The organism is Dyadobacter flavalbus, assembly GCF_006149045.1.
GTDB classification, from domain to species: Bacteria; Bacteroidota; Bacteroidia; order Cytophagales; family Spirosomataceae; genus Dyadobacter; species Dyadobacter flavalbus.
The window spans coordinates 604,706-625,742 of the sequence record NZ_VBSN01000027.1 but is presented as its reverse complement, the minus strand read 5'-3'; the positions used below and the strand labels follow the sequence as shown (position 1 = coordinate 625,742).

Genomic DNA, 21,037 nt, shown 5'->3' with positions numbered 1-21,037 from the left:
CCAAATAAAAAACTTCTTGAATATGCCTTCACAGATTTCACAAAAACATCCTACCGGATTGTACGTATTGTTCTTTGCCGAAATGTGGGAGCGTTTCAGCTATTATGGTATGCGTGCAATCCTGCTTCTTTTTCTAATTGATACTGTGAAAGGCGGAATGTCGATGAACGCGGCCGAGGGAGCTGCAATTTACGGGATCTATACGGCATCGGTTTACTTGCTGACATTGCCCGGCGGCTGGATGGCCGATAATGTTCTGGGTCAGAAAAAGGCGATCTGGTACGGAGGCATTGTTATCATGATCGGGCATATTATACTGGCAATTCCTGCCGGATCAGCGATTTTTTTTCTGGGACTTACAACGGTTGCAGTAGGAACCGGCTTGCTGAAACCCAATATCAGCTCCATTGTCGGTGAACTTTACCCGGAAGGCGGTGCGCGGCGCGATGCGGCATTTTCCATTTTTTATATGGGCATCAATCTCGGATCATTCCTGGGAATTGCCATTGTAGGATATCTGGGCGAAAAAGTAAGCTGGCACATGGGTTTTGGCGCTGCGGCCATCGGAATGTTGCTCGGTCTGATCGTTTTCCGGATTGGCAGCGCGCGTCACCTGAAAGGCCTGGGTGAAGTTCCTCCCGCCAGATTTTCAACGCCGGAAACCGATGCGCAATCCGGCACGAACAAAATGCTGGGTTATGGACTTATCATTGTGCTTATTGCACTTTTGGCGATTCTGCAATTTTCCGGCACCATAGATATGACCACCGCACAAGGCCTTGCAAAAGGGGCCGGCGTCATCATTGTCATTATTTCGGCTTCTTATTTCTTGTACATTCTGTTTGCAGGAGGACTGACACGCGTGGAACAGAAACGTGTTCTGGTTCTGATCATTTTGTTTCTGGCCATTTCCTTGTTCTGGGCAGGTTATGAGCAGGCAGGCACGTCTTTGCAGATATTTGCCGAACGGCATACGCAAAGAGTGATTGGCGGATGGGAAGTTCCTTCCAGCTGGTTCCAGAACTTTCAGCCGACTTTCGTGCTTATTTTTGCGCCGGTACTCGCAAGTCTGTGGATCTTTTTATCTTCCAAAAGCCTCAATCCTTCTATTCCCGTCAAATTTGCTGCCGGACTGATACTGCTCGGACTGAGCTTTTTTGTCATGGTTGCTGCATCCAATATTGCTGTTCAGGGCAATCTTACTTCTCCTTTCTTTCTAATATTTACTTATTTCCTTCATACTATCGGTGAATTGTGCGTAAGTCCGGTCGGATTAAGTTCCTATACCAAGCTGGCTCCGAAACGCTACGTAAGTCAGCTGATGGGAATCTGGTTTGTAGGCGCTTCACTTGGAAATCTGATCGCCGGGATTTTTGCAGGCGGCTTTGATGAAGAAAATGTGATGCAAATGCCTGCTTTGTTTAATCAGGTTGCCATTATTACAACTGCATTCGGCTTGTTGCTGCTGGTTTTCTGGAAACCGGTAAAAGGCTGGATGGGCGGAATTCATTAACATACCTTTAATTTACAAATAACGAATTCAATAAAAAGATGAAATTAGCCGCATTACGCTATCCGGTGCTTGCCTTGACCATCATGGCAGCAGGGTGCAAAAAAGAAAGTGAAAACAACGCTGATCAGAAAGTGCCGGGCTTTGAACTGAGTTCACTTGACTCTTCTTTCAAAGCTTGTGATGATTTCGACAGTTATGCAAACGGAGGCTGGAAAAAGAAAAACCCGATTCCCGGCACAGAAAGCCGCTGGGGTGCATTCAATGTTCTGGACAAGGAAAATAAAGAAGTAAGGCTGAAAGGGATTATTGAAGAAATTGCCAGTAAAAAAGATCATAAAACAGGTTCCGAAGAACAGCAGATTGCCGATTATTATCAATCCTTTCTGGATACTGCTACCATAGAAAAACGCGGCCTTTCGCCGCTGAAGTCGTATCTTGATAAAATAGAAGATGTGAAATCCCTGGAAGATCTGGCCAAGGTTACGGGCGAACTTCAGAAAACGGGCGTTTCTTCTGTCATCGGATTTTATGTGGACGGCGATTTGCGCAATAGTAAAATGAATGCTTTGTACCAGGGACAGGACGGGCTGAGCCTGGGTGAAAGAAGCTACTATGAACGTACGGATTCCAGCACGGTAAAGGTACGCAAGGAATTCCTGGGCCATGTGGACAAAATGTTTTCCCTCGCCGGTTTCAGTGAAGCAAATCCGGGAAAAACCGTTCTGGACTTTGAAACCAGGCTTGCCAAAATACAGCTTACCAACGTAGAGCTCCGCGATAATGTTAAGACTTACAACAAAATGGCATTTGCAGACTTCCAGAAGCTGACGCCAGATTTTGACTTCAAGGCTTTTGCGGATAAACAGGACATCAAGGCCGATACGATCATTGTTCAGAACAAGCTTTATCTTCAGAATCTGAACACCTTATTAAAGGCAACGCCGCTGCCCGTTTTGAAACTGTATACCAAATGGCAGCTGCTTACACGGTTTGCAGGTTATCTTCCAAAAAGCATTGATCAGGAAAATTTCAGATTTTTTGCTACGGTGATGCGCGGCACCAAACAGCAGCGGGCGCGTACAGAAAGAGCAATCCGTTCAACGGACGCTTTGCTCGGCATGCCACTGGGAAAACTGTTCTCCAAGAAATATTTCCCGGAAGAGGACAAGAAGAAAGTTTCAGAAATGATCGAGAATGTACGCACAGTATATGGCGAAAGGATCGACAAACTAAAATGGATGAGCGATTCAACCAAAGAAAAAGCACATCAAAAGCTGAAAGCATTCACGTACAAAATCGGCTATCCCGACAAGTGGAAAAACTATACTGCCATCACAATCAAAGATGACAAGCTTTTTGAAAATGTCATTGAAGCATCGCTTTTTGAACACGAGGAACAAGTAAAGAAAATTGGCAAGGAAGTGGATAAAAAGGAATGGCTGATGACGCCCCAAACGGTTAACGCCTACTACAATCCGTCCAACAATGAAATTGTATTTCCTGCGGGTATTTTACAACCTCCGTTTTACAACCGCGATGCGGATGACGCCATCAATTACGGCGGTATCATTGCCGTAATCGGTCATGAATTCACACACGGGTTCGACGATCAGGGTTCACAGTTTGACTATGAAGGAAACCTGAAAAACTGGTGGACTGCGGCAGACAGAACCAATTTCGACAAACTGACCAAAAGGTATATTGACTATTTCAGCGGCATTGAAGCATTGCCCGGATTCAAAGTCAACGGTGCGCTTACAATCGGTGAAAATGTGGCTGACCTCGGCGGTTTAACACTCGCCTACTATGCTCTTGAAAAATCACTTCAAGGCAAAGACGAGCCGAAGCCTATTGACGGTTTCAACTGGAAGCAACGGTTTTTCCTGGGCTGGGCGCAGGTCTGGCATATGAACACAACGGATGAAGCTTTGAGAAATCAGATCCAGACAGATCCGCATTCTCCTGCAAAAGAACGCATTAACGGCCCAATGCCGCATTTGAAAGAGTTTCAGGCAGCATGGAACTGCGGAGCAGGAAGCAAAATGATCCTGCCGGATTCAGCCAGAATCGTAATCTGGTAACCAGAAAGCAGCTTTTCGCATAAGAAGCTGTATCAAAAATAAAAAATGTCCTGCCAAGCGGAATCAAAGCACCATGCTTCAAACCCGTTCAGCAGGACATTTTTACATTCAGGCACAACAACCTCCTGACTAAAAATGACAATCAATGACTAAAAATGACAACCCATGACTAAAAATGACAACCCATGACTAAAAATGACAACCCATGTCTAAAAATAACAACCCATGTCTAAAAATAACAGTCTACAACTCCACACACCTCCTCCCAAACCGTCAGTCAAAAAATCTCCTTTATACTTGTAATCCGGTCATTATTGATCAAAGGTTTTGCCCATAATCCAATGCTTAGAATGTAGCCAAGCGGAATGAAAAGAAACAGCATGGCAAGCTGCAGACCAAACAATTCTGCCAATCCTCCGATGATTAACGGTACAACTGCCCCGCCGGCAATTCCTGTGCACATGATTCCGGAAAATGTTCCGTGATGCCTCGGCACTGAATTAAGCGCGAGCGAAAAAATAACAGAATACATCACGGAGGCAAAAAAGCCGGTCGCAGGAAAAGCATACAACGCAGTTTCAGCAGAGCCAAACAAAGCGGATAATAAAGCGATAATGGCACCGGTCGTAAATGCGATCAGAACCTTACGGCTGTCGAGCAGTTTCAGAAGAATCAGCCCCAGAATGCACCCGACCGTAAGCAAACCCCAGAAATACGAAATGACGGATGCGCCCGTAGTGGCCGGATCAACGCCGTGATAAGTCTGTAAAAACTGTGAAATCCAGTTGGCAATTCCCTGTTCGGTTCCAACGTAGGAAAACATTCCAATGAAAAAAAGCCAAACTGTTCTGTTTCTGATCAGTTCATTAAAGGAATTGCCGATGTCCATTCGCTCATCTTCAAGCAGAACCACTTTCGGGAACTTCACCATCCGGATAACGACAACCATCGCAAAGGAAATCACAGCAAAAACCCAGTACAATGAAACCCATTTGAGCGATGCCGGAACAAGGTTGTTCAGTATATCAATCAAAAACCCCGGCTTCCCAGAATGCACGTTCAAAACAAGATAACTGTATAGCAGCGGGCTGAGAAAAGAAGCTGCACCGAAGAAGAGCTGCGCCAAAACCAGATAAAATGCAAACTTCTCTTCCCCGCCGGACACTCTCATCAGCGGATTAATAACGACCTGAAGCATCGCCATGCCGATCCCGATCATAAACAGCGATAACAAGGCAACTGCAAATCCGGGAATCAGTGCAAACAGCAGCGCGCCGGCAAAAGCCAGCGTAAATGCAATGATCAGCACGTTCTTCTCTCTGTATTTCTCAACCATCAGCCCGGCCGGAATGGACATAATGCCGTAAGCAACAAAAAACGAAAACGGCAGAAAGCCCGCAAGCCCGATACTCAGGTCAAAACTTTTGACAATATCCGGAATAATCGGGCCGAGAATATTGGTCAGAAACGAGATGACAAAAAAGATAAGCAGAATAAGAACAACTATAAACGCATTTCTTTGCATAAGAAAATCCCGGATTCAATGCCTGATTAATTTGCAGTTACAACGCTCGTCCGGCTTGATCGTCCGGCAAGATCAAAGCTTTTCAATTTGACAGTACCCGAAACTTTCACCGGCGCGGCATAAGCCGGAGATGTCGTAGTGGGTTCGGAACCATCCGTCGTGTAGCGAATATCCAGGCCCGGAAGTTCTACATTTGCTTTCAGCATACCGTTTTCAACAACTGCTCCCGGCATCGGCAAACGGTAATTATAACCGCCGTTTACATATTTCAGTCTCGGAAGATGTTTCTGGGCAATCGAGTTGGCAAAAATATTCCAGCCTTCCATAATCATTTTTCCTCTTGCTGCTGCGTCCGCGACGTTCTCCCATTTGCGTTCAGGCGACCATGCACTTTCTGAAAATCCGAGCAACTTTGGCAGAACAGAATATTCCATCATATCGCGGCCTTTTATGGTTTCACTCCATAGCTGCGCTTCAATACCGAGTACATTTTTTCTTGCTTCCGGTTTCAGCAGCTGTTTTCCGACGAATTCTTCTTTCAAAGGTTTTCCCAATGCATTTTCCTCTGTTGTCCTGAACATATTGAACGGCGCAAATGCCCAGTTATCGCGTGTATCCACAAATCCGCCCCAATATAATCCGGGTTCCTTCGGATCATTGTTATACGACATGTCAAAATAGAAATTGGTCACATTGCAGAACACAACCTGATAACCTGCGTTGGCAAGCCTGTTGCCAAGGTCCACATCAAAGATGTTGTTCCATATATAAGGAACAACGGGCCGTTTGGCAAATTCCGGATTGGGGAGATAAATGCCTTCGGGCGTTTTGGTAAGCGCAACTTCTTCCCAGCCATGTACTTTCAGATTGCGTTTTTCCAGTCTTGGCAGCAGCTTTCCGAAAAAGTAGGACTGCAGGTTTTTTGCATCCTTGATATTCGGGTTTTCCTTCATCAGTTTGGCTGCCATGGGCGATTTGGTCCAGACGCCTTCGGCTACTTCGTCACCGCCGGTATGGAACGTATCCATTGTCAAACCCGCTTGCTTGTACAATTTGGCTATTTCATCCACTACTTTTTCATAAAAATGATAAGTAGATTCCCGCGCAACACTCACGACGTTGTTTTTATAACCCTGCGCTGAAATGTATACCGATTTATCCTCCGGATCAATCAGCCGGTATTCATTGGCTTCTTTTTCCTTGCCTTCTTTCATCAGTCTGTCATAACGTGCTTCCATGGATTTGATGGCCGCCAGTGCATGTCCGGGAAAATTCAGCTCGGGAATTACTTTGATATGCCTTTCATTCGCATACTTCAGGATTTCGATAAAATCGGCTTTGGTATAATGGCTGCTTCCGTATTTGCCTTCGTCATTAGCCACCGGACCGGAACCATAGCTCGGGTGCAAAGCCGATACATTCATCCCTGCAGTATGACTGCGTTGCGAGCCGATCTCGGTCAGTTCAGGCAAACCGTCAATTTCTACCCGCCAGCCTTCATCTTCGGTTATATAAAAAAGCAGATGATTTACTTTATAAGACGCCAACAAATCCAGAATTCGCTTGACGGATTCTTTCGTCTGGAAATTTCTGGCTACATCCAGATGCAGGCTCCGGAAATGAAACCTCGGCGCATCTTCCACCTGTACATATCCCAGATTAATTGTGTTTCCTGCTTTCTGGTAATTTGCAGTCGGAACAAGCTGCAGCAGACTTTGTATGCCGTAAAAAACACCCGCCGCATCACTTCCGCTGATCGTAATCCCTTTCTGATCAATGCCAAGATGATATGCTTCTTTTGCAATGCCGTTAACCGTTATTTTATCCGTTCTCAAAACAATGGCCGAAGAATCCGCCGTGCCGTTTGCCGGCAAGCCGTTCTTGATTGTGAAGTCTGTTCCGGATAAGGTTTTCAGCTTTGCAGCCATAAACCGGGCTTCATTTTCCAGACCTTCCTGATAAAAAATGTGACTTTTGCTGCTGAGTGCGAATGTTCCGCTGCCCGCATTTATTTTAACCGGACTTGGAATGATTTTCAGCAGCTGCTCCGCTCCTATTTTAGTAAAAGCCAGATTATCCTTGTAACGTGTTTCCGCCGTCGGGATTTGTCTGCGGTCATTTTTTCCTCTCAGAATCTGTTCTTTGGTTGTAAACGGCTCAATGCTGTAATCTGCAACCTGAACAATATCTTTTTCCTTTCCTTCTTTGTCGTAGAAAACAAAATACAGCCCGAGCGGCGCATCCGTTTCTTTGATAACCGCATCCGTACCTCTGTAATTTATGACAATCGAATCTCCGGAATTCAGTTTGAAGTCTTTTGACGGAACCATTTTATACCAGTCGCCATTGATGTGCTCGACTGTTGCCGGCTGAGGCGTTTTATTGGTCTGTATCGGCCTCGGCGACATATTGAAAAACAATGCCCAGTTGCTGCCGTCCATTGTGAAGTCACTTCCGTTGCGGATCGTGAATTTTGCTTCGAAGGTGCCGGCCGGCTCCACAAAATTGCTGACCAGTTTCCAGGAAATACCGATTTTCTCCGCCTGTTCCTTTGATACTCCGCCCGACTGCCCGCATCCGGCCAAAAGTATAATGCTGAGTACAACCAATTGAAATAGAACAATCTTTTTCATAAGTAAATTAAATATTAAAACAAGGCTGCAAATAACGCACGAAACAATGAAAGTCATTGCTTTTTACAGGCATCAATCTTATTTTGGCTGATATTCTTTTTTACAGAAGAATCTTTGTCAGGACTTGAAAATACCGGTATTATTTCCCTTCCCACATCATCAGGCCTTCGATCAGTTCCGTTAATTGGCCGGCCGGCATTTGCTGCGTAAGGTACGCGTGCGGGCCCATCGGATCATCCTGCCATTTGTTATTTCCGCCTTCGACAATGATCCTGCCTTTTTTCAGGCCGAAATAGGGCTGAACGCCGCGGATACCCACCAGAACAGCAGTCTGGTCCCAGCTCATTCTGCCGTTTGCATCCTCTTTGGCTTTCGGCATGGCCAGTTGATAAACATCCTTGACCGGGCTTTTTAACTGCTCGTTTGCAATGACTTTCAAGCCTGTTTTAATTTTTTCCCCTATTTCCCATCCGCTGAAGACAATATCCGTAGGCCATTCCGAAAAAACCTTTTGTGAAGCCAGTGAATCCACAAGCACATTATACTCTCTTCCCTGCGGAAATGCGCCAGCCATGGAAACCAGTAATTTCACTTTTTTGCGGATCAGATTTGCACCGGAAAGCTGCGAACTGGCATCCGCTTGGGAATCCAGCAAACCGGCAAGGTTTGTCAGAAAACCGATTGTAATGATGGTTACACTTTTGTCCGGCTGCTTTGCAAGGATTTTACGATAGGTTTCCACGGCGTCCGGTGCGTCGGAAGTTCTGGCTATTTTGTGCGGGTATTTTTCCGTCAGCATTTCAGGCCATTTCTGAAAAGCGCCGTTGATCGGGTGCAGCAGTTCCTTTCGGGGCGCCGGTCGGCAATTCAGGACGTCCGAAAAATGTATTGATTATCTCGATTGTGGGAACGACGAGTTCGTTTTTGTTGCAGGAAATAACAGCCAGCGGCTTTGCTTCACCGCGGTCGGCCAGTGCGTGCATGACCGCCATGGCACCCACATCGTCATAATCCGGACCTATATCCGTATCCAGAATGATTGCATTGGCTTGTCTGCCGCCCGTTTGGGCCATTGCAGAAGAAAAAGTAAAAAGTAAAAACAGCAGAAAAAACTTGTGCATAACAATGGATAAAAAGCTTTGAACCATAAAACCGGTAATATATTCGTATGATCATTCAGAATTGATGCAGTGCGGCAGAAAATTGTTAAATATCCGGTTACAAAACTTTGGCGCATTCTGGAACTACTCTTTCACAACCTTAAAAACCTGCTTTTCTTTTTCTGTTTTTACTTCAATAAAATACAGGCCACGCGCTTGCTCCGATAAATCCACGGACTGCTTTTGTACCGACCCTGTCGCTTCCGAGCTTGTATTGTTGCACAACCGGCCGTTCAGATCGTATATTTTAAAGGTTATCCGTTGCCCTTTTTCGGCTTTATATGTGATGTTGAAAATGCCCGAAGACGGATTCGGGTAAACGTTCCATTTGATTTTTCCATCAAAAATAACAGCCTTTACACTCGAATACTGAAAGCTTCCGTCCGCATCCACCATTTTCAGCCTGTAATACCGGATGCCGGTTTCGGTAATATTCCCGTCGGTAAACGTATATTTTCGGCCTGTATGCAGCGTACCGTTTCCCGGAACGGATGTTAACGAAGTAAAATGGTTCAGACGGTAAGCCTCATCTCCTTTTGCAAGTTCTATTTCAAAGTGGTCAAAATGGTCTTCAAAAGCTGTTTCCCATGCAATAATCGCCTGAAATGCGCCGTCCTGCTCATTTTTCTCGACAGTAAACCAAACCAGCTCCACCGGCAAGGCACCCGCCGGGCCGACAAACTTTCTTGCAAGCCAGAATTCAGAAAAATCCTTCACCTTGAACTCGGCATAATAACCCTGCTCAAAAGGCACTTTGGTCACTTTGGAAGAAGCCAGAAGATTCCAGTTTCCTGCCATGTTGTTATCCAGGTTTCCGTCTTCCTTGGACTGATCCGTATGGCTGTATTTTGAAACGGCAAGTTCATATGCTTCCGACGGCTTTTCGCAATCGTTACATCCTGACGCATTGATCAGCGTTTCCGACTCTTTGTCCAGAAAATACAGCCTTACCGAAGCAGAATCCGTCAGGTTTCCGTTTGCCGGTTTTATAGAAATATTCCGGTCAAGATAATACTGGCCATTTGCATTTCTTACCGTTCCTGCATGAATGTAAGCCTGTACTTCGGTATTTCCCAGATTCTGGCCGTTGGAATTAACGGATGCAATCCTTTTTCCATTTTCCGTAAAATGCACCCAGTTGTTGTTTGCAGGAATGTTTTGCGTTACGGCAGTACTCATCGTTGCGCCGTCATAAATGCTGTTTATTTTATCATAAATGTGAATGTCGTCAACAGCGATGCCGTCGCGGTGCGTGAAATTATCGGAATGCATGACGAAGCGCAGTTTGAGATCAGTGAATCCTGTGGGCAGCGGAATGCTGGCGACATGCCATCTGGAATAATCCTGAACACTCCATACGCTTTGTCCTGAATATATTTTGTTATACCAGTTTGTGCCTTGCCCGGCAGCCCCGAGGCGTGTCCATTGACCGCCGTTTCCTGAATATTCAATGTATACAAAATCACATGCATCCGGATTGCAAACTTCCAGGTCCAGGGCTACGCTGAAACTCAGTGCCGGCGCAGCAAGCCCCGAAACGGCAAAGCACGGAGAATACAGATACGAATCTTCTTTATCGTTGTAATTTCCTGCCAGATTGGTTTTCCAGGCTTTTTTGCCGCTTGCAGCATGGCTGATCCGGGCAGAAGCCGGAACGCCGTACTGCCACGAATTGTTCGTTCCGTGGCTATACCAGAATCCGTCGTTTGTTTCAAAATTCTGCAGATACGGAAAAGTACTGATTACGGGAGCATTGTGAAGTTCGGTTTTCAGACTGTCATTTAAATGATAACTGTCGCTTGCGAGTGCCGTCCATACTTTCAGGTTGTAAGTTCCGAATGTTGTCAGATCGGCCTTGTTTGTAAAAGTATAGTTTAAAGTCGTTTTTTTCTGGATAAACGGAATTACTTCGCTGATCACAGCGCCGTTGTTGAGCTGATAAAATACCGGAATATTCGTCATGTCACCGGACGAGCTGTTTTTTACCTGAACCGTAACCGGCTCCTGATTGCCCGAACCGCAGTTTTCGGCCAGTGGCGCAACCAAAGCAAGCACCTGAATGTCGTCCGTGACGGTAAAAATGCTGATATCATCAAAAGTATAGCCTGCACCGCTGGTATAATCGGCCGCTATTGTATTTCCGTTCTGTCCAAACCGCACCTGAAATCCGGACGTCAGGATTTTGTTGTTACCAAGCAGCAGATTACTGACTTCGATTGCCGGAGCCATTTTGTAGCCATTTTCCGGCAGGTTCTGATTTTCAACAAGATCGAATGCCTCTATCCACGGATCAGTTTCTTTGCCTCGGATCCATACTTTATTGCCGATGCCCGCTTTTTGGCCATGGTTTTTATAACGGAAACTTACGCGAATGTCTTTGCTTGCAATATCATAAGCCGCAAGGTTGAATGTAGCATCCAGAAAATTGATGTTTCCGCTGGCAAAATACCGGTCTGCATCCAGCGTAAGTGCCTTTTCACCCGAAAATGCTATGCCTGAATTTACAAACGTCCTCAAACGTCCTGCATCCGATGTGGAACTGAAATCATAACGGCCCATTCCGGAAATTTCGTTTGGAGCAGCATGTACGGTCTGAACCGGAAATGCTTCCATATTGTCGGTAAACGGCAGTGTTACAGGGTCATTAGATGAATGACGGATTGTTGTTGAAAGCGTATCGTTGGCAACTACTTTGTCATTGGCCTTGCTCAGAAAAACAGTCAGGGCATAATCGCCGGCATTGGACAAATCTGCTGCAACACTGAAAGTATGATCGTACGTTTTACCTTTTTCAATAACCGGGCTAATGGTTTCCAAAGATGAAGAAACGCCGTTTAAAGTATAGCCAACGTTAAACGGTACATTAGAATCCGTATCGTCCAGGTTTCTGATCCTGATTTTAACAGGCGTATTTCCGGTAAACTGCGTGGAAGTATTTTTTCTTCCCGAACGCGCAGGTGAAAGGATTGCCTCGATTTTCAGGTCGTTATCAGAAATCGTTCCGACGCACGTTCCGCTGTCCGGCCTGCGTGAAACAGCCAGTGCTCTTCGGCCGGGATGTCCGTTTAACCGCGCCCGTACGGAAAGGAAATAAGTGCTGTCGCTGTTCATGCCGCTGAGCACATAATTCGTGGATAAAGTTGTGCCGGCAGAAATCATTTCATCTCCTTTTAAAAGCATGACTTCATAATCGGTAGCGCCTGTAACCGGCGTCCAGTCCAGCGAAATGTAATCTTCACACTGCACTGCGGACAGGCTTACAACCGGAATCCCCAGAATCGTAAAAGGCTCGCTTGCACTTTCTATTCCGGTGCTGTTCTGAATAACTCTTATTCTGGCTTTATCCGTAGTTGCTGCGGCCGGTACGGTCCAGGAAAACTGCCGCACATTGGCAGCCAGGTTCTGCGCGATATTGCTCCATTGCAAGCCGTTGTCCAGCGAATACTGAACCGTAAATGTAGTGGACGGATTTCCATAGGAATCCCAGCTTACGGAAATGGCCTCATCGTCTTTCAGCCGTTCATTGCCGATCGGATAAGTAAGCTGAACAGAATTCGGAATAATATCGTATACCACAAAATATTCCTGATTCGGATTCTGGCCCACCGAACTTCCTTTCACCGAAATCGTATAATTGCCCGCCGCCGGATTCTGGATTATGACCTGTTCTGCATTGTTGATTTTATCAACTCCCGTAACGGCCACATTGTTCACGTTTGCCGGCGTCGGGTCCAGAAGCCGGGGCAAAGTTACTGCCGACCAAGGATCTGTTACGCTCAGATCGAGATCGTTGACAAGGTTCTGAGCGGAAAGAACAGCTGCCGCCGGATCATTCCAGTACAGCATTACTTTCAGTTCGGCTGTATTTACAGGAACTGCAATCGTATGCAGTTTTGTATTCTGATGACTTACCGAATCATTTTTGTAATGATTGTTTTCCAGCATTTGAACTGAACGTTCCAGGTTCAGCCAGCCAAATCCGTATTTGTAATCCGGGCCTTCATTTCCTTTGTCCGTTCCGCCGTTGCACACAAGCGCTTTCATCAAGGCATTTTTCGGATTGAGGTTCTGGTGAAGCTGCCGGTAACGTTCATATAACAGGGCCAGACCGCCTGCCACTGCCGGAGAAGACATACTGGTTCCCGTTGCATTGCCGTAATTATTGACCGGAACAGTGGAAATTACAGCCGAGCCCTGCGCAGTGATTTCCGGTTTGATGCGGCCGTCTCTGACAGGCCCGCGACTGGAACCGCTGGCAATTAAACCGATTGCCGACGTATTTCCTACACTGATCACGTTTTTCGCAGTCTGGTATCCGCTCAGTACATTGGCAAAACCCGTCGGGTACGGACTGCATGCCACAGAACCGCTGTTTCCCGAAGCAAATACATGCTGCAGATAAGGCATCTGAAAAGCCTGCTCATCCAGAATGCGTGAATAAAGGTCGTAAGTGCCGAAGGTTTCGCAATTGTTGACATCCCCGCCATACGAATTATTGGTAATCACCATTCCGAAATCCTTTACATAAACCGGTGCATAGGCAAGGATTTTTGAATATTCCTGAACGACCAGCTTTGCTTTCGGGGCATAACCCGCGTATTTCTCATTCATGATTCCTGCGCCGGCGAGCGTTCCCATGACATGCAGGCCATGCGAACCTTCTTTGGCAGGCGTCCGGTTAATAATGCGTCCGGAAAAGTCAATATGCTGCAAAGGATTGGACTCGTCCCCTACCCCGACGGTAACGCCTTTACCCGACAGATCCGGTCGGCCGTTCAGTGCAGAATGCAGCATATTGGCCCTTGCATTAACCGTACTTTTATCATTGAATGCCTGGTCATCCGGCGGAATCGCCTGCACATACTGGATAAATGGCAGCGAAGCCAGCTCCGTAAGTCTTTCAGCCGCAACCCTCAAAGAAAGCACCTGATGATCTTTGAACTGATCGGAAAGTATTTCAAAATGCCGTTCTTTCAACTGATCCGTTACTTCTTTAAACTGAAATGCCTTTGGATAATTGATCCATACATCAACGGTTCCTGCACGTCGTACGGCATAAGCAGGAATAGGACCTCTTGCCAGCGCAGGCTGCATTTTCTGTTCGGGAGACAATGTAATGACAGACCGGCCGCCCATTCTGGCCAGTACATTTGCAGAGCAACCGGAAATGACTGCCGTATAGGCGTAATTGGGAATGTATTCGAGCAGTTCAATGCCTTCCCGTTTCAGCTGATCTCTGGTTTTCTGATCGGGAACAGCCTCAAACTGGATGATTACAAATTCTTTTGAATCAACGGCCGAATGCTTTGCGTTGACCGGATGGCTTTTACCGGATGAAATATTTTTTTGCGGCGTAAAAGAGCCGCTTTTCAGAAGAATCCTGTAATCTTTTGCTTCCTGTGAATAGGCAAAAAATGAAACAAGGTGAAAGAAAACAAGTGTGTGGTAAACGTTTTTCAGTTTCATAAAGAATCAACTAAATACAAAGAGTAATTGTACTTTATTTTTCAAAGATTTACAAATAAAATGAGCCTCCGAACCGCCTGATTTCACCGGATAAAAAAAGCCGAGGATTGCAAGTTTTTGTAAATGCATCTCACAGCGTTAACTTAGCAGCCGGAGAAAGTGCCGGTGTATTTGTATGAATTGTCTGAAAAATCGGCTACTTTCCCGAAATCCAGTCTCACTAAACAAAGTCGTTCAAGCCGACCAGAAAATATGAATTTATACGGTTTAATCGGTTATCCGCTGACACATTCATTCTCAAAACGTTACTTTACAGACAAGTTCATACGCGAGAAAATCAAGGAAAGCAGTTATGAGCTTTATGAAATGAAAACGCTGGACGAATTGCCGGCTTTGCTGAAAAAGAAAACGGATCTGAGAGGACTGAACGTCACAATTCCATATAAAAAAGACGTAATCGCTTATCTTGATGATCTGGACGATGCCTCCGCGGAACGGATCGGAGCCGTGAATACCATTAAAATCTATGCGGACGGAAGCACAAAGGGCTTCAATACGGATTATTACGGATTTCGCCAGTCACTGACCGAATGGCTGGAAAAACGGGGTGAATCGTGCAGCAACTTCAAAGCACTCGTGCTTGGAAACGGCGGTGCGGCAAAAGCGGTACAAGTCGCATTACAGGACCTGCATATGGAATTTCAGATTGTATCGCGCCAGAAAAGCGACGATTCCATTCTGTACGAGCAATTATCGGAAGAAATACTGAGCTCACACCTGCTGATTATCAATACAACGCCGCTGGGCACTTTCCCGAAAACAGAAGAATGTCCTGCCATACCTTTTCAATGGGTAACCAAAAAGCATTATCTGTACGATCTGGTTTATAATCCGGCCGAAACGGTGTTCCTCAAAAACGGACATGCAAAAGGAGCGGCTGTGCAGAACGGGCTCAAAATGCTGGAACTTCAGGCTGAAAAAGCCTGGGAAATCTGGACGAACGAGGAAAACTTATGGAGTGTCTGAACTTCTGGAATAAAATGTCCAGAGATCATCCTGAACCTTTTCGGAATCCGTCAGGATTCCTTCTGCCAACGGCGCTTTGACTCCGCTTCCGATTATTTTCGGCCCCTGGCACTTTCTGATTTCATCCCATAAACCAGCCTGCAAAAACGCATTGATCACCGTAGCACCGCCTTCTACGAAAACCGACTGGATTTTGCGTTCATGCAGCTTCGCAAGCAACTGCTGAATTTCATTTTGGCCGGCTTCAACCTGTACGTAAGCAATTGCAGGATTTTCGGCATACCGTTCCGGATCTGTCGGCACAATGGTTTGTTCCAGATGATTTACAATAATGGTGGGCTGCGAACCGTCAAAAAAGTTAAGCTTTTCAGGAAGCTGAAGAAATCTGTCCAACGCTGTTCTCACCGGGTTTTTTCCATGCCAGTTCCGCACGTTAAGCCTTGGATTGTCCAGCAATGCCGTTTTGAATCCCACCAGAATGGCATCTTCTTCGGTACGCCATTTGTGGACGCGCATATTGGATAACGACCCGCTGATCTGAACCGGAGGACCAGCAGCATGGCCTATAAAACCGTCGGCACTCTCAGCCCATTTCAGGATAACATAGGGCCTTTTCTGCCGCATGGCGGTAAAAAACCGTTTGTTCAGTTTCTCGCCTTCACCGGCAAGCATGCCGCTTTCTACTTCAATGCCCGCTTCCAACATGCGTTTTATGCCGCTTCCTGAAACGAGCGGGTTCGGGTCGTCGTTGCAGATGACAACCTTTCTGATCTTTTTCCGGATCAACAGATCGGCGCATGGCGGCGTTTTGCCGTAATGCGAACAGGGTTCCAGCGTCACATACGCCGTGGATTTGTCCAGCAAATCCGCATTTTCTTTTTCTCCTGCATCTTCAATGGCCCTTACTTCCGCATGCGGACCGCCGTATTTCCGGTGCCAACCTTCGCCTATAATCCGGTTTTCATATACAATAACGCATCCGACCATCGGGTTGGGGCTTACGCTTCCGCGACCATATGCGGCAAGCTGCAGTGCCCGCTGCATCCATTGATTATTTGCGTCCATGAAGCAAAAATACAAACCTCTTCTTAAATGCAACTTTCGTGAGTTCCTATAATTTGCTAACTTTCCGACATTGCAATAAAATAATCTGAAAATGACTTCTGCACGCCAGCTATATCTATACATTGTAAAAGGCATTAAAGTATATCCTGAAAAAGAAGCGCAAGCCATCACTTTTATGCTGCTTGAACATTACATGCGTTTACGCAACATTGATGTGCTTGTTGACAGGCCGATTCCTGAAACTTCTGCCCAGCCCGACTGGGAAAGCATCATTTCGCGCCTGAACAATAATGAACCCGTACAACATATCATCGGCTCCACCGAATTCTGCGGACTCGAATTCCGGGTTTCATCCTCCGTTCTGATCCCGCGCCCGGAAACGGAAGAACTCGTCAGAATGGTTACGCGCGATTATGCCGAGCCGGACAAGAATATTTCCATACTGGACATCGGAACCGGCAGCGGCTGCATCGCCATTGTACTCGCCAGATTTCTCCCGCATGTTTCCGTTCATGCCTGGGATGTTTCGGATGAAGCCCTTGCCGTAGCACGGGAAAATGCCCGCCAGCTTATTGCAGACGTGAATTTTGCCAAGCAGGACATGCTGAACGTAACGTTTCCATTGCCGGGAAACATTATCCAGTTTGATTGCCTTGTGAGCAATCCTCCTTATGTAACTTACTCTGAAGCAGAGCATATGCGGCCCAATGTACTCCGCTTCGAACCGCATGAAGCCTTGTTTGTCGAGGACAGCGATCCTTTGCTTTTTTACAAGGCCATTGCAGACTTCGGCACGCATTATCTGAAACCGGCCGGTAAATGTTATGTTGAAATCAATGAACATTTCGGCGCAGAAACCAGACAGGTTTTTGAAGACAGAAATTATAAAAATGTAGAAATCCTGCGTGATATCAATGGCAAAGACCGTTTTGTAAGAGCCATCTGGGAATAACTGCTGCATTTTCCTTGCGCCGGTTGTTCCATACTGCCGGCCGCTATGATTAACGAATACAAATCAATGTATATAGAAAAAATAAGAGAGGTACTTGATGAAATGGGCAAAGTGGTTGTCGGCCAGGACAAACTGCTGAACCGGCTGCTGATCGGACTGTTCACGGGCGGCCATGTGCTGCTGGAAGGAGTTCCCGGCCTGGCAAAAACATTGACGATCAATGTCATGTCCAAAGTACTGCATCTTGATTTCAAAAGAATTCAGTTTACACCGGACCTTTTACCTGCCGACCTGATCGGAACCATGATTTACAAGCCGAAAATCGGTGATTTCGAGGTTAAAAAAGGACCTATTTTCTCCAATATTATTCTGGCCGATGAAGTAAACCGCTCGCCTGCAAAAGTGCAGTCGGCCCTGCTGGAAGCCATGCAGGAAAAACAGGTGACAATCGGCGACGAAACTTACCTTCTCGACCGCCCTTTTATTGTTCTTGCCACCCAGAATCCGGTGGAACAGGAAGGAACTTATCCGCTTCCCGAAGCGCAGATCGACCGGTTTATGATGAAAGTTTACGTTGATTATCTGGATAAGGTAAAAGAACTGGAAGTCATGCGCCGGATGTCGGACATCAACTACGATTATGAAATCCGGCCGATCCTGAACAAAGCGGACATTTTTGCCATCCGCGAGAACGTCAACAAAGTAAACATTTCCGACACGCTGGAAAGGTACATCATTGAACTTGTATTTGCCACCCGACGTCCGCTGGATTACGGCTTGCGGGACGAAGCGCGGTATATTCAGTTCGGCGTTTCTCCGAGAGCAACTATTTACCTGAACCGGGCGGCCAAAGCACTGGCTTACCTGGAAGGAAGAGATTACGTGCTGCCGGAAGATATCAAGGAACTGGCGCCGGACATCATGAATCACCGCATTTTGCTGAATTACGAAGCCGAGGCTGACGGTATCCGGACTACCACCATTATTGATTCCATTCTGCGCAAAGTAGCAATCGGCTGATTACGGCACCGGATCATGGCCGTGCCCGCCCCATGGATGGCACCTGGAAAAGCGCTTAAGGCCAAGCCAGGTACCTTTTACAGCGCCGTGTTTCTGTATGGCCTGAATCATATACAGCGAGCAAGTAGGCGTGTAACGACAGGAATTCGGCAAATAAGGCGACAGCACACCCTGATATATCCGCACCAGTCCTATGAGCAAAGTTTTCATTTCTCTTGTTGTATCAAAATAGTATATTTGACAATTAACATCACAAAGGCATGATTTCGTTTATTATATGGGATGCAAGTCCCGAAATCTTTACCATTCCTGAATTTTCCGGCTTTGGCCCTTTTCCTGTACGCTGGTATGGGCTTCTTTTTGCAGCCGGTTTCCTGATCGGGCAGCAAATCATGATCCATATTTTCAAAAAAGAAGGCAAACCGCTGGAAGATATTGATTCACTGACCCTTTATATGGTTTTGTCAACAGTCCTGGGTGCAAGGATCGGGCATTTTCTTTTTTATGAGCCTGAGGTTCTGTTCAAAAACCCGCTTGAAGTTATTTTGCCGCCCTATGCAGGTCTGGCAAGTCACGGCGCAGTGATCGGAATTATTACCGGCTTATGGCTGTATTCCCGCTCGAGGGCCGCATCCGGACAAACGTTTTTCTGGGTTGCCGACCGCATGGTAATAACCGTTGCCTTGGGCGGTGCATTTATCCGGTTTGGCAATCTGATGAATTCTGAAATTGTAGGAAGGCCAACGGATGTCCCCTGGGGATTTATTTTTATGAAAAATCTTGAATTCAGGCAGATTCCGCGTCATCCGGCGCAGTTATATGAATCCATTTCCTGCTTTATACTCTTTTTTGTCCTGCTGTGGATCTGGAATAAGTACAAAGCCGCAACGCCGCGCGGGTTGATGGTTGGTGTGTTTTTTGTATGGGTTTTCACGCTGCGCTTCTTTTATGAGTTTCTTAAAGAAAATCAGGAAGCATTTGAGGATAACTATGCACTGAACATGGGCCAGATCCTCAGTATTCCTGCTGTATTGCTTGGCGTGTACTTTATCGTAAGGTCAAGACAGCATCGAATACAGGAACCGGTCCATAACCGATGAGTTGCTGCTGTTGATACAGTTTCTCGTAGCCGAAGTGCTGAAATCAAAACTTAACCTTCGCTATATGAGCACTTCAGCTGTCCGGTCACTTGCATTCATCATCCTGCTTTTTATCAGCAGCTGCACCGATAACAGTCGGGAAAACAACGCAGGCAGCAATAAAAAACCCGTCGGTACCATTCAGGCCATTGCAGAAAATGTCAAAAAACTGAAAAACGGCAAGACTTCCGAACCGGTTGAAATCAGCAAACTTAAAATGCTGCTTGCTGAAAAACTGGGTAACTTCAGCCGGATCCAGATAAAAGGCGAAAAATCCGGAGCGGCCGGGTTCCTGATTTCAACAGCAGAAGCCCGCTACAAAGGGAAAAATGATCAGATAATCAGAATCGAAATTATTGATACCGGAGGAATTGCAAGCACTTCCACGATGACGCTTGCTTCCCGTGCAATGGCCGGAATCAACAGTGAAACTGCTTCGGGCCATGAAAAAACGACTGACATAGAAGGGCATAAAGCTTTTGAAAAATACGACAATACAAGTAAAACCGGTGTGCTGAATGTAATGGTTGCAGAACGTTTTCTGGTTAATGCGGAAGGGGAAAATATTTCCATAAACCAGTTAAAAGACGTCATAAACGCCATTAACCTGTCGAAACTGAACAATCTGAAGTAATCATCCTGATCAGTAATGCCAGGAAGTTTCATTCCGGAACCTGGCCCAATTAGGTTTAAGGAAAAAAGGCTTAAACCGCAGCAAAATCAACTTTGTCCCGCAAGATCTGCTTGGCTTTTACCAACTGGTTTTTAACCGTATTTTTCGAAATTCTTAAAAATTCTGCAATTTCCTGATAAGACTTGCCTTCTTCAACATTCAATTTCAGGATCAGTTTCCTTTTGATGGATAAAGAATCCACTGCCGCCTGCACCATGCTGATCCGCCTTTCACTTTCCTCTTTTTCATCTTCTGCCAGCCTTGCCGCCTCGGTATAATACCTTCTCATCTGTTCGCTTTTTTCCAGTTTCCTGAAATGATCAAACGCCATATTGCGCAGACAGGCAAAAAGATAGGAATTAAAGTTGTACTCGGGTTTGATATGCGCTCTTTTCACCCAGATTTTGACAAAAACATCCTGAACCATATTTTCTGCTTCTTCTTCATCTTTCAGCAATGAAACCGTAAAGCGCAGGGCCGGCGTTTTGTAATGGTTGTATAATTTGGCAAAAGCAACGGCATCACCTTGTATCGCTTTTCTGATCGTATTTTCGTCGGGACAGGTCACAGTTGTAAAAATTTATCGATAGTAAAGATTTAGGTTTATATTCTGCCTGATAAAAGCCGGCGTAACTTTTATTTCCGGATAAATCTCATGCATCACTACCTGATTACCATGCAGGCTGCTTATCCAAGCAACTTTTTCCCCGGAAATTCATCATTATGCAAGCTTCGGAATCCTGGCAAAATGCAGTGATTGCCTTTTGCAGGATTATGATATAAA

The 21,037-nt window shown here is 46.0% G+C and carries 15 protein-coding genes; 7 read left to right on the top strand and 8 right to left on the bottom strand.

Going from position 1 to position 21,037, the window contains the following annotated elements; genetic code table 11:
- The first annotated feature begins 22 nt into the window (after window positions 1–22).
- The gene (locus FEM33_RS07825) at window positions 23–1,513 is read left to right on the top strand and encodes a peptide MFS transporter (RefSeq protein WP_139011499.1); all 1,491 of its coding nucleotides are present in this window, start codon (window positions 23–25) and stop codon (window positions 1,511–1,513) included.
- A gap of 38 nt (window positions 1,514–1,551) precedes the next feature.
- The gene (locus tag FEM33_RS07820; protein ID WP_139011498.1) at window positions 1,552–3,594 is read left to right on the top strand and encodes a M13 family metallopeptidase; all 2,043 of its coding nucleotides are present in this window, start codon (window positions 1,552–1,554) and stop codon (window positions 3,592–3,594) included.
- 277 nt (window positions 3,595–3,871) lie between these two features.
- Here the strand turns inward: FEM33_RS07820 and FEM33_RS07815 are convergent, their stop codons facing one another.
- From FEM33_RS07815 to FEM33_RS07800, 5 genes are all read right to left on the bottom strand, one after another.
- Window positions 3,872–5,119: an MFS transporter gene (locus FEM33_RS07815; protein ID WP_139011497.1), complete on the bottom strand. Its 1,248-nt coding sequence runs from the start codon at window positions 5,117–5,119 to the stop codon at window positions 3,872–3,874.
- Window positions 5,120–5,145: 26 nt separating this feature from the next.
- Window positions 5,146–7,752: a family 20 glycosylhydrolase gene (locus tag FEM33_RS07810; protein WP_139011496.1), complete on the bottom strand. Its 2,607-nt coding sequence runs from the start codon at window positions 7,750–7,752 to the stop codon at window positions 5,146–5,148.
- Between the two features lie 139 nt (window positions 7,753–7,891).
- Window positions 7,892–8,551 carry a nucleoside hydrolase gene (locus FEM33_RS07805; RefSeq protein ID WP_229214139.1) on the bottom strand — a complete coding sequence of 220 codons (660 nt, stop codon included), beginning with the start codon at window positions 8,549–8,551 and terminating at the stop codon, window positions 7,892–7,894.
- Window position 8,552: 1 nt separating this feature from the next.
- On the bottom strand, window positions 8,553–8,873 hold the full coding sequence (locus FEM33_RS26685) for a nucleoside hydrolase (protein WP_229214138.1): 321 nt from the start codon (window positions 8,871–8,873) through the stop codon (window positions 8,553–8,555).
- Between the two features lie 123 nt (window positions 8,874–8,996).
- Window positions 8,997–14,378 (bottom strand): S8 family serine peptidase, encoded by a 5,382-nt coding sequence (locus FEM33_RS07800; RefSeq protein WP_139011495.1) that lies wholly within the window; start codon window positions 14,376–14,378, stop codon window positions 8,997–8,999.
- Between the two features lie 252 nt (window positions 14,379–14,630).
- Here FEM33_RS07800 and FEM33_RS07795 point away from each other — a divergent pair, with 252 nt between their 5' ends.
- Window positions 14,631–15,404: a shikimate dehydrogenase family protein gene (locus FEM33_RS07795; protein ID WP_139011494.1), complete on the top strand. Its 774-nt coding sequence runs from the start codon at window positions 14,631–14,633 to the stop codon at window positions 15,402–15,404.
- Here the strand turns inward: FEM33_RS07795 and ribD are convergent.
- Entirely contained in the window at window positions 15,390–16,469 is a 1,080-nt protein-coding gene (gene ribD / locus FEM33_RS07790) for a bifunctional diaminohydroxyphosphoribosylaminopyrimidine deaminase/5-amino-6-(5-phosphoribosylamino)uracil reductase RibD (RefSeq protein ID WP_229214137.1), read from the bottom strand. The genes FEM33_RS07795 and ribD overlap by 15 nt on opposite strands.
- Before the next feature lie 91 nt (window positions 16,470–16,560).
- On the opposite strand from ribD, the gene prmC reads away from it, so the two are divergent.
- Both prmC and FEM33_RS07780 read left to right on the top strand, forming a co-directional pair.
- Complete coding sequence (prmC, locus tag FEM33_RS07785; RefSeq protein ID WP_139011493.1) at window positions 16,561–17,421, top strand: peptide chain release factor N(5)-glutamine methyltransferase; 861 nt, start codon at window positions 16,561–16,563, stop codon at window positions 17,419–17,421.
- Between the two features lie 66 nt (window positions 17,422–17,487).
- Window positions 17,488–18,441: an AAA family ATPase gene (locus FEM33_RS07780; RefSeq protein ID WP_139011808.1), complete on the top strand. Its 954-nt coding sequence runs from the start codon at window positions 17,488–17,490 to the stop codon at window positions 18,439–18,441.
- Here the strand turns inward: FEM33_RS07780 and yidD are convergent, their stop codons facing one another.
- Complete coding sequence (yidD, locus tag FEM33_RS07775; RefSeq protein ID WP_139011492.1) at window positions 18,442–18,651, bottom strand: membrane protein insertion efficiency factor YidD; 210 nt, start codon at window positions 18,649–18,651, stop codon at window positions 18,442–18,444. It lies immediately after the preceding gene.
- A gap of 50 nt (window positions 18,652–18,701) precedes the next feature.
- Here yidD and lgt point away from each other — a divergent pair, with 50 nt between their 5' ends.
- Window positions 18,702–19,541 (top strand): prolipoprotein diacylglyceryl transferase, encoded by an 840-nt coding sequence (lgt, locus tag FEM33_RS07770; RefSeq protein WP_139011491.1) that lies wholly within the window; start codon window positions 18,702–18,704, stop codon window positions 19,539–19,541.
- Window positions 19,542–19,605: 64 nt separating this feature from the next.
- Complete coding sequence (locus FEM33_RS07765; RefSeq protein ID WP_139011490.1) at window positions 19,606–20,214, top strand: hypothetical protein; 609 nt, start codon at window positions 19,606–19,608, stop codon at window positions 20,212–20,214.
- A 70-nt stretch (window positions 20,215–20,284) separates the two neighbouring features.
- Here FEM33_RS07765 and FEM33_RS07760 read toward each other — a convergent pair whose 3' ends face one another.
- Window positions 20,285–20,821 carry an RNA polymerase sigma factor gene (locus FEM33_RS07760; protein ID WP_139011489.1) on the bottom strand — a complete coding sequence of 179 codons (537 nt, stop codon included), beginning with the start codon at window positions 20,819–20,821 and terminating at the stop codon, window positions 20,285–20,287.
- Between the last annotated feature and the right edge of the window lie 216 nt (window positions 20,822–21,037).

Excerpts from the sequence above, each read along its gene's own strand:
- FEM33_RS07825 (WP_139011499.1), top strand. The coding sequence starts at position 23 with ATGCCTTCACAGATTTCACAAAAACATCCTACCGGATTGTACGTATTG.
- FEM33_RS07820 (WP_139011498.1), top strand. The coding sequence starts at position 1,552 with ATGAAATTAGCCGCATTACGCTATCCGGTGCTTGCCTTGACCATCATG.
- FEM33_RS07815 (WP_139011497.1), bottom strand. The coding sequence starts at position 5,119 with ATGCAAAGAAATGCGTTTATAGTTGTTCTTATTCTGCTTATCTTTTTT.
- FEM33_RS07810 (WP_139011496.1), bottom strand. The coding sequence starts at position 7,752 with ATGAAAAAGATTGTTCTATTTCAATTGGTTGTACTCAGCATTATACTT.
- FEM33_RS07805 (WP_229214139.1), bottom strand. The coding sequence starts at position 8,551 with ATGCTGACGGAAAAATACCCGCACAAAATAGCCAGAACTTCCGACGCA.
- FEM33_RS26685 (WP_229214138.1), bottom strand. The coding sequence starts at position 8,873 with ATGCACAAGTTTTTTCTGCTGTTTTTACTTTTTACTTTTTCTTCTGCA.
- FEM33_RS07800 (WP_139011495.1), bottom strand. The coding sequence starts at position 14,378 with ATGAAACTGAAAAACGTTTACCACACACTTGTTTTCTTTCACCTTGTT.
- FEM33_RS07795 (WP_139011494.1), top strand. The coding sequence starts at position 14,631 with ATGAATTTATACGGTTTAATCGGTTATCCGCTGACACATTCATTCTCA.
- ribD (WP_229214137.1), bottom strand. The coding sequence starts at position 16,469 with ATGGACGCAAATAATCAATGGATGCAGCGGGCACTGCAGCTTGCCGCA.
- prmC (WP_139011493.1), top strand. The coding sequence starts at position 16,561 with ATGACTTCTGCACGCCAGCTATATCTATACATTGTAAAAGGCATTAAA.
- FEM33_RS07780 (WP_139011808.1), top strand. The coding sequence starts at position 17,488 with ATGTATATAGAAAAAATAAGAGAGGTACTTGATGAAATGGGCAAAGTG.
- yidD (WP_139011492.1), bottom strand. The coding sequence starts at position 18,651 with ATGAAAACTTTGCTCATAGGACTGGTGCGGATATATCAGGGTGTGCTG.
- lgt (WP_139011491.1), top strand. The coding sequence starts at position 18,702 with ATGATTTCGTTTATTATATGGGATGCAAGTCCCGAAATCTTTACCATT.
- FEM33_RS07765 (WP_139011490.1), top strand. The coding sequence starts at position 19,606 with ATGAGCACTTCAGCTGTCCGGTCACTTGCATTCATCATCCTGCTTTTT.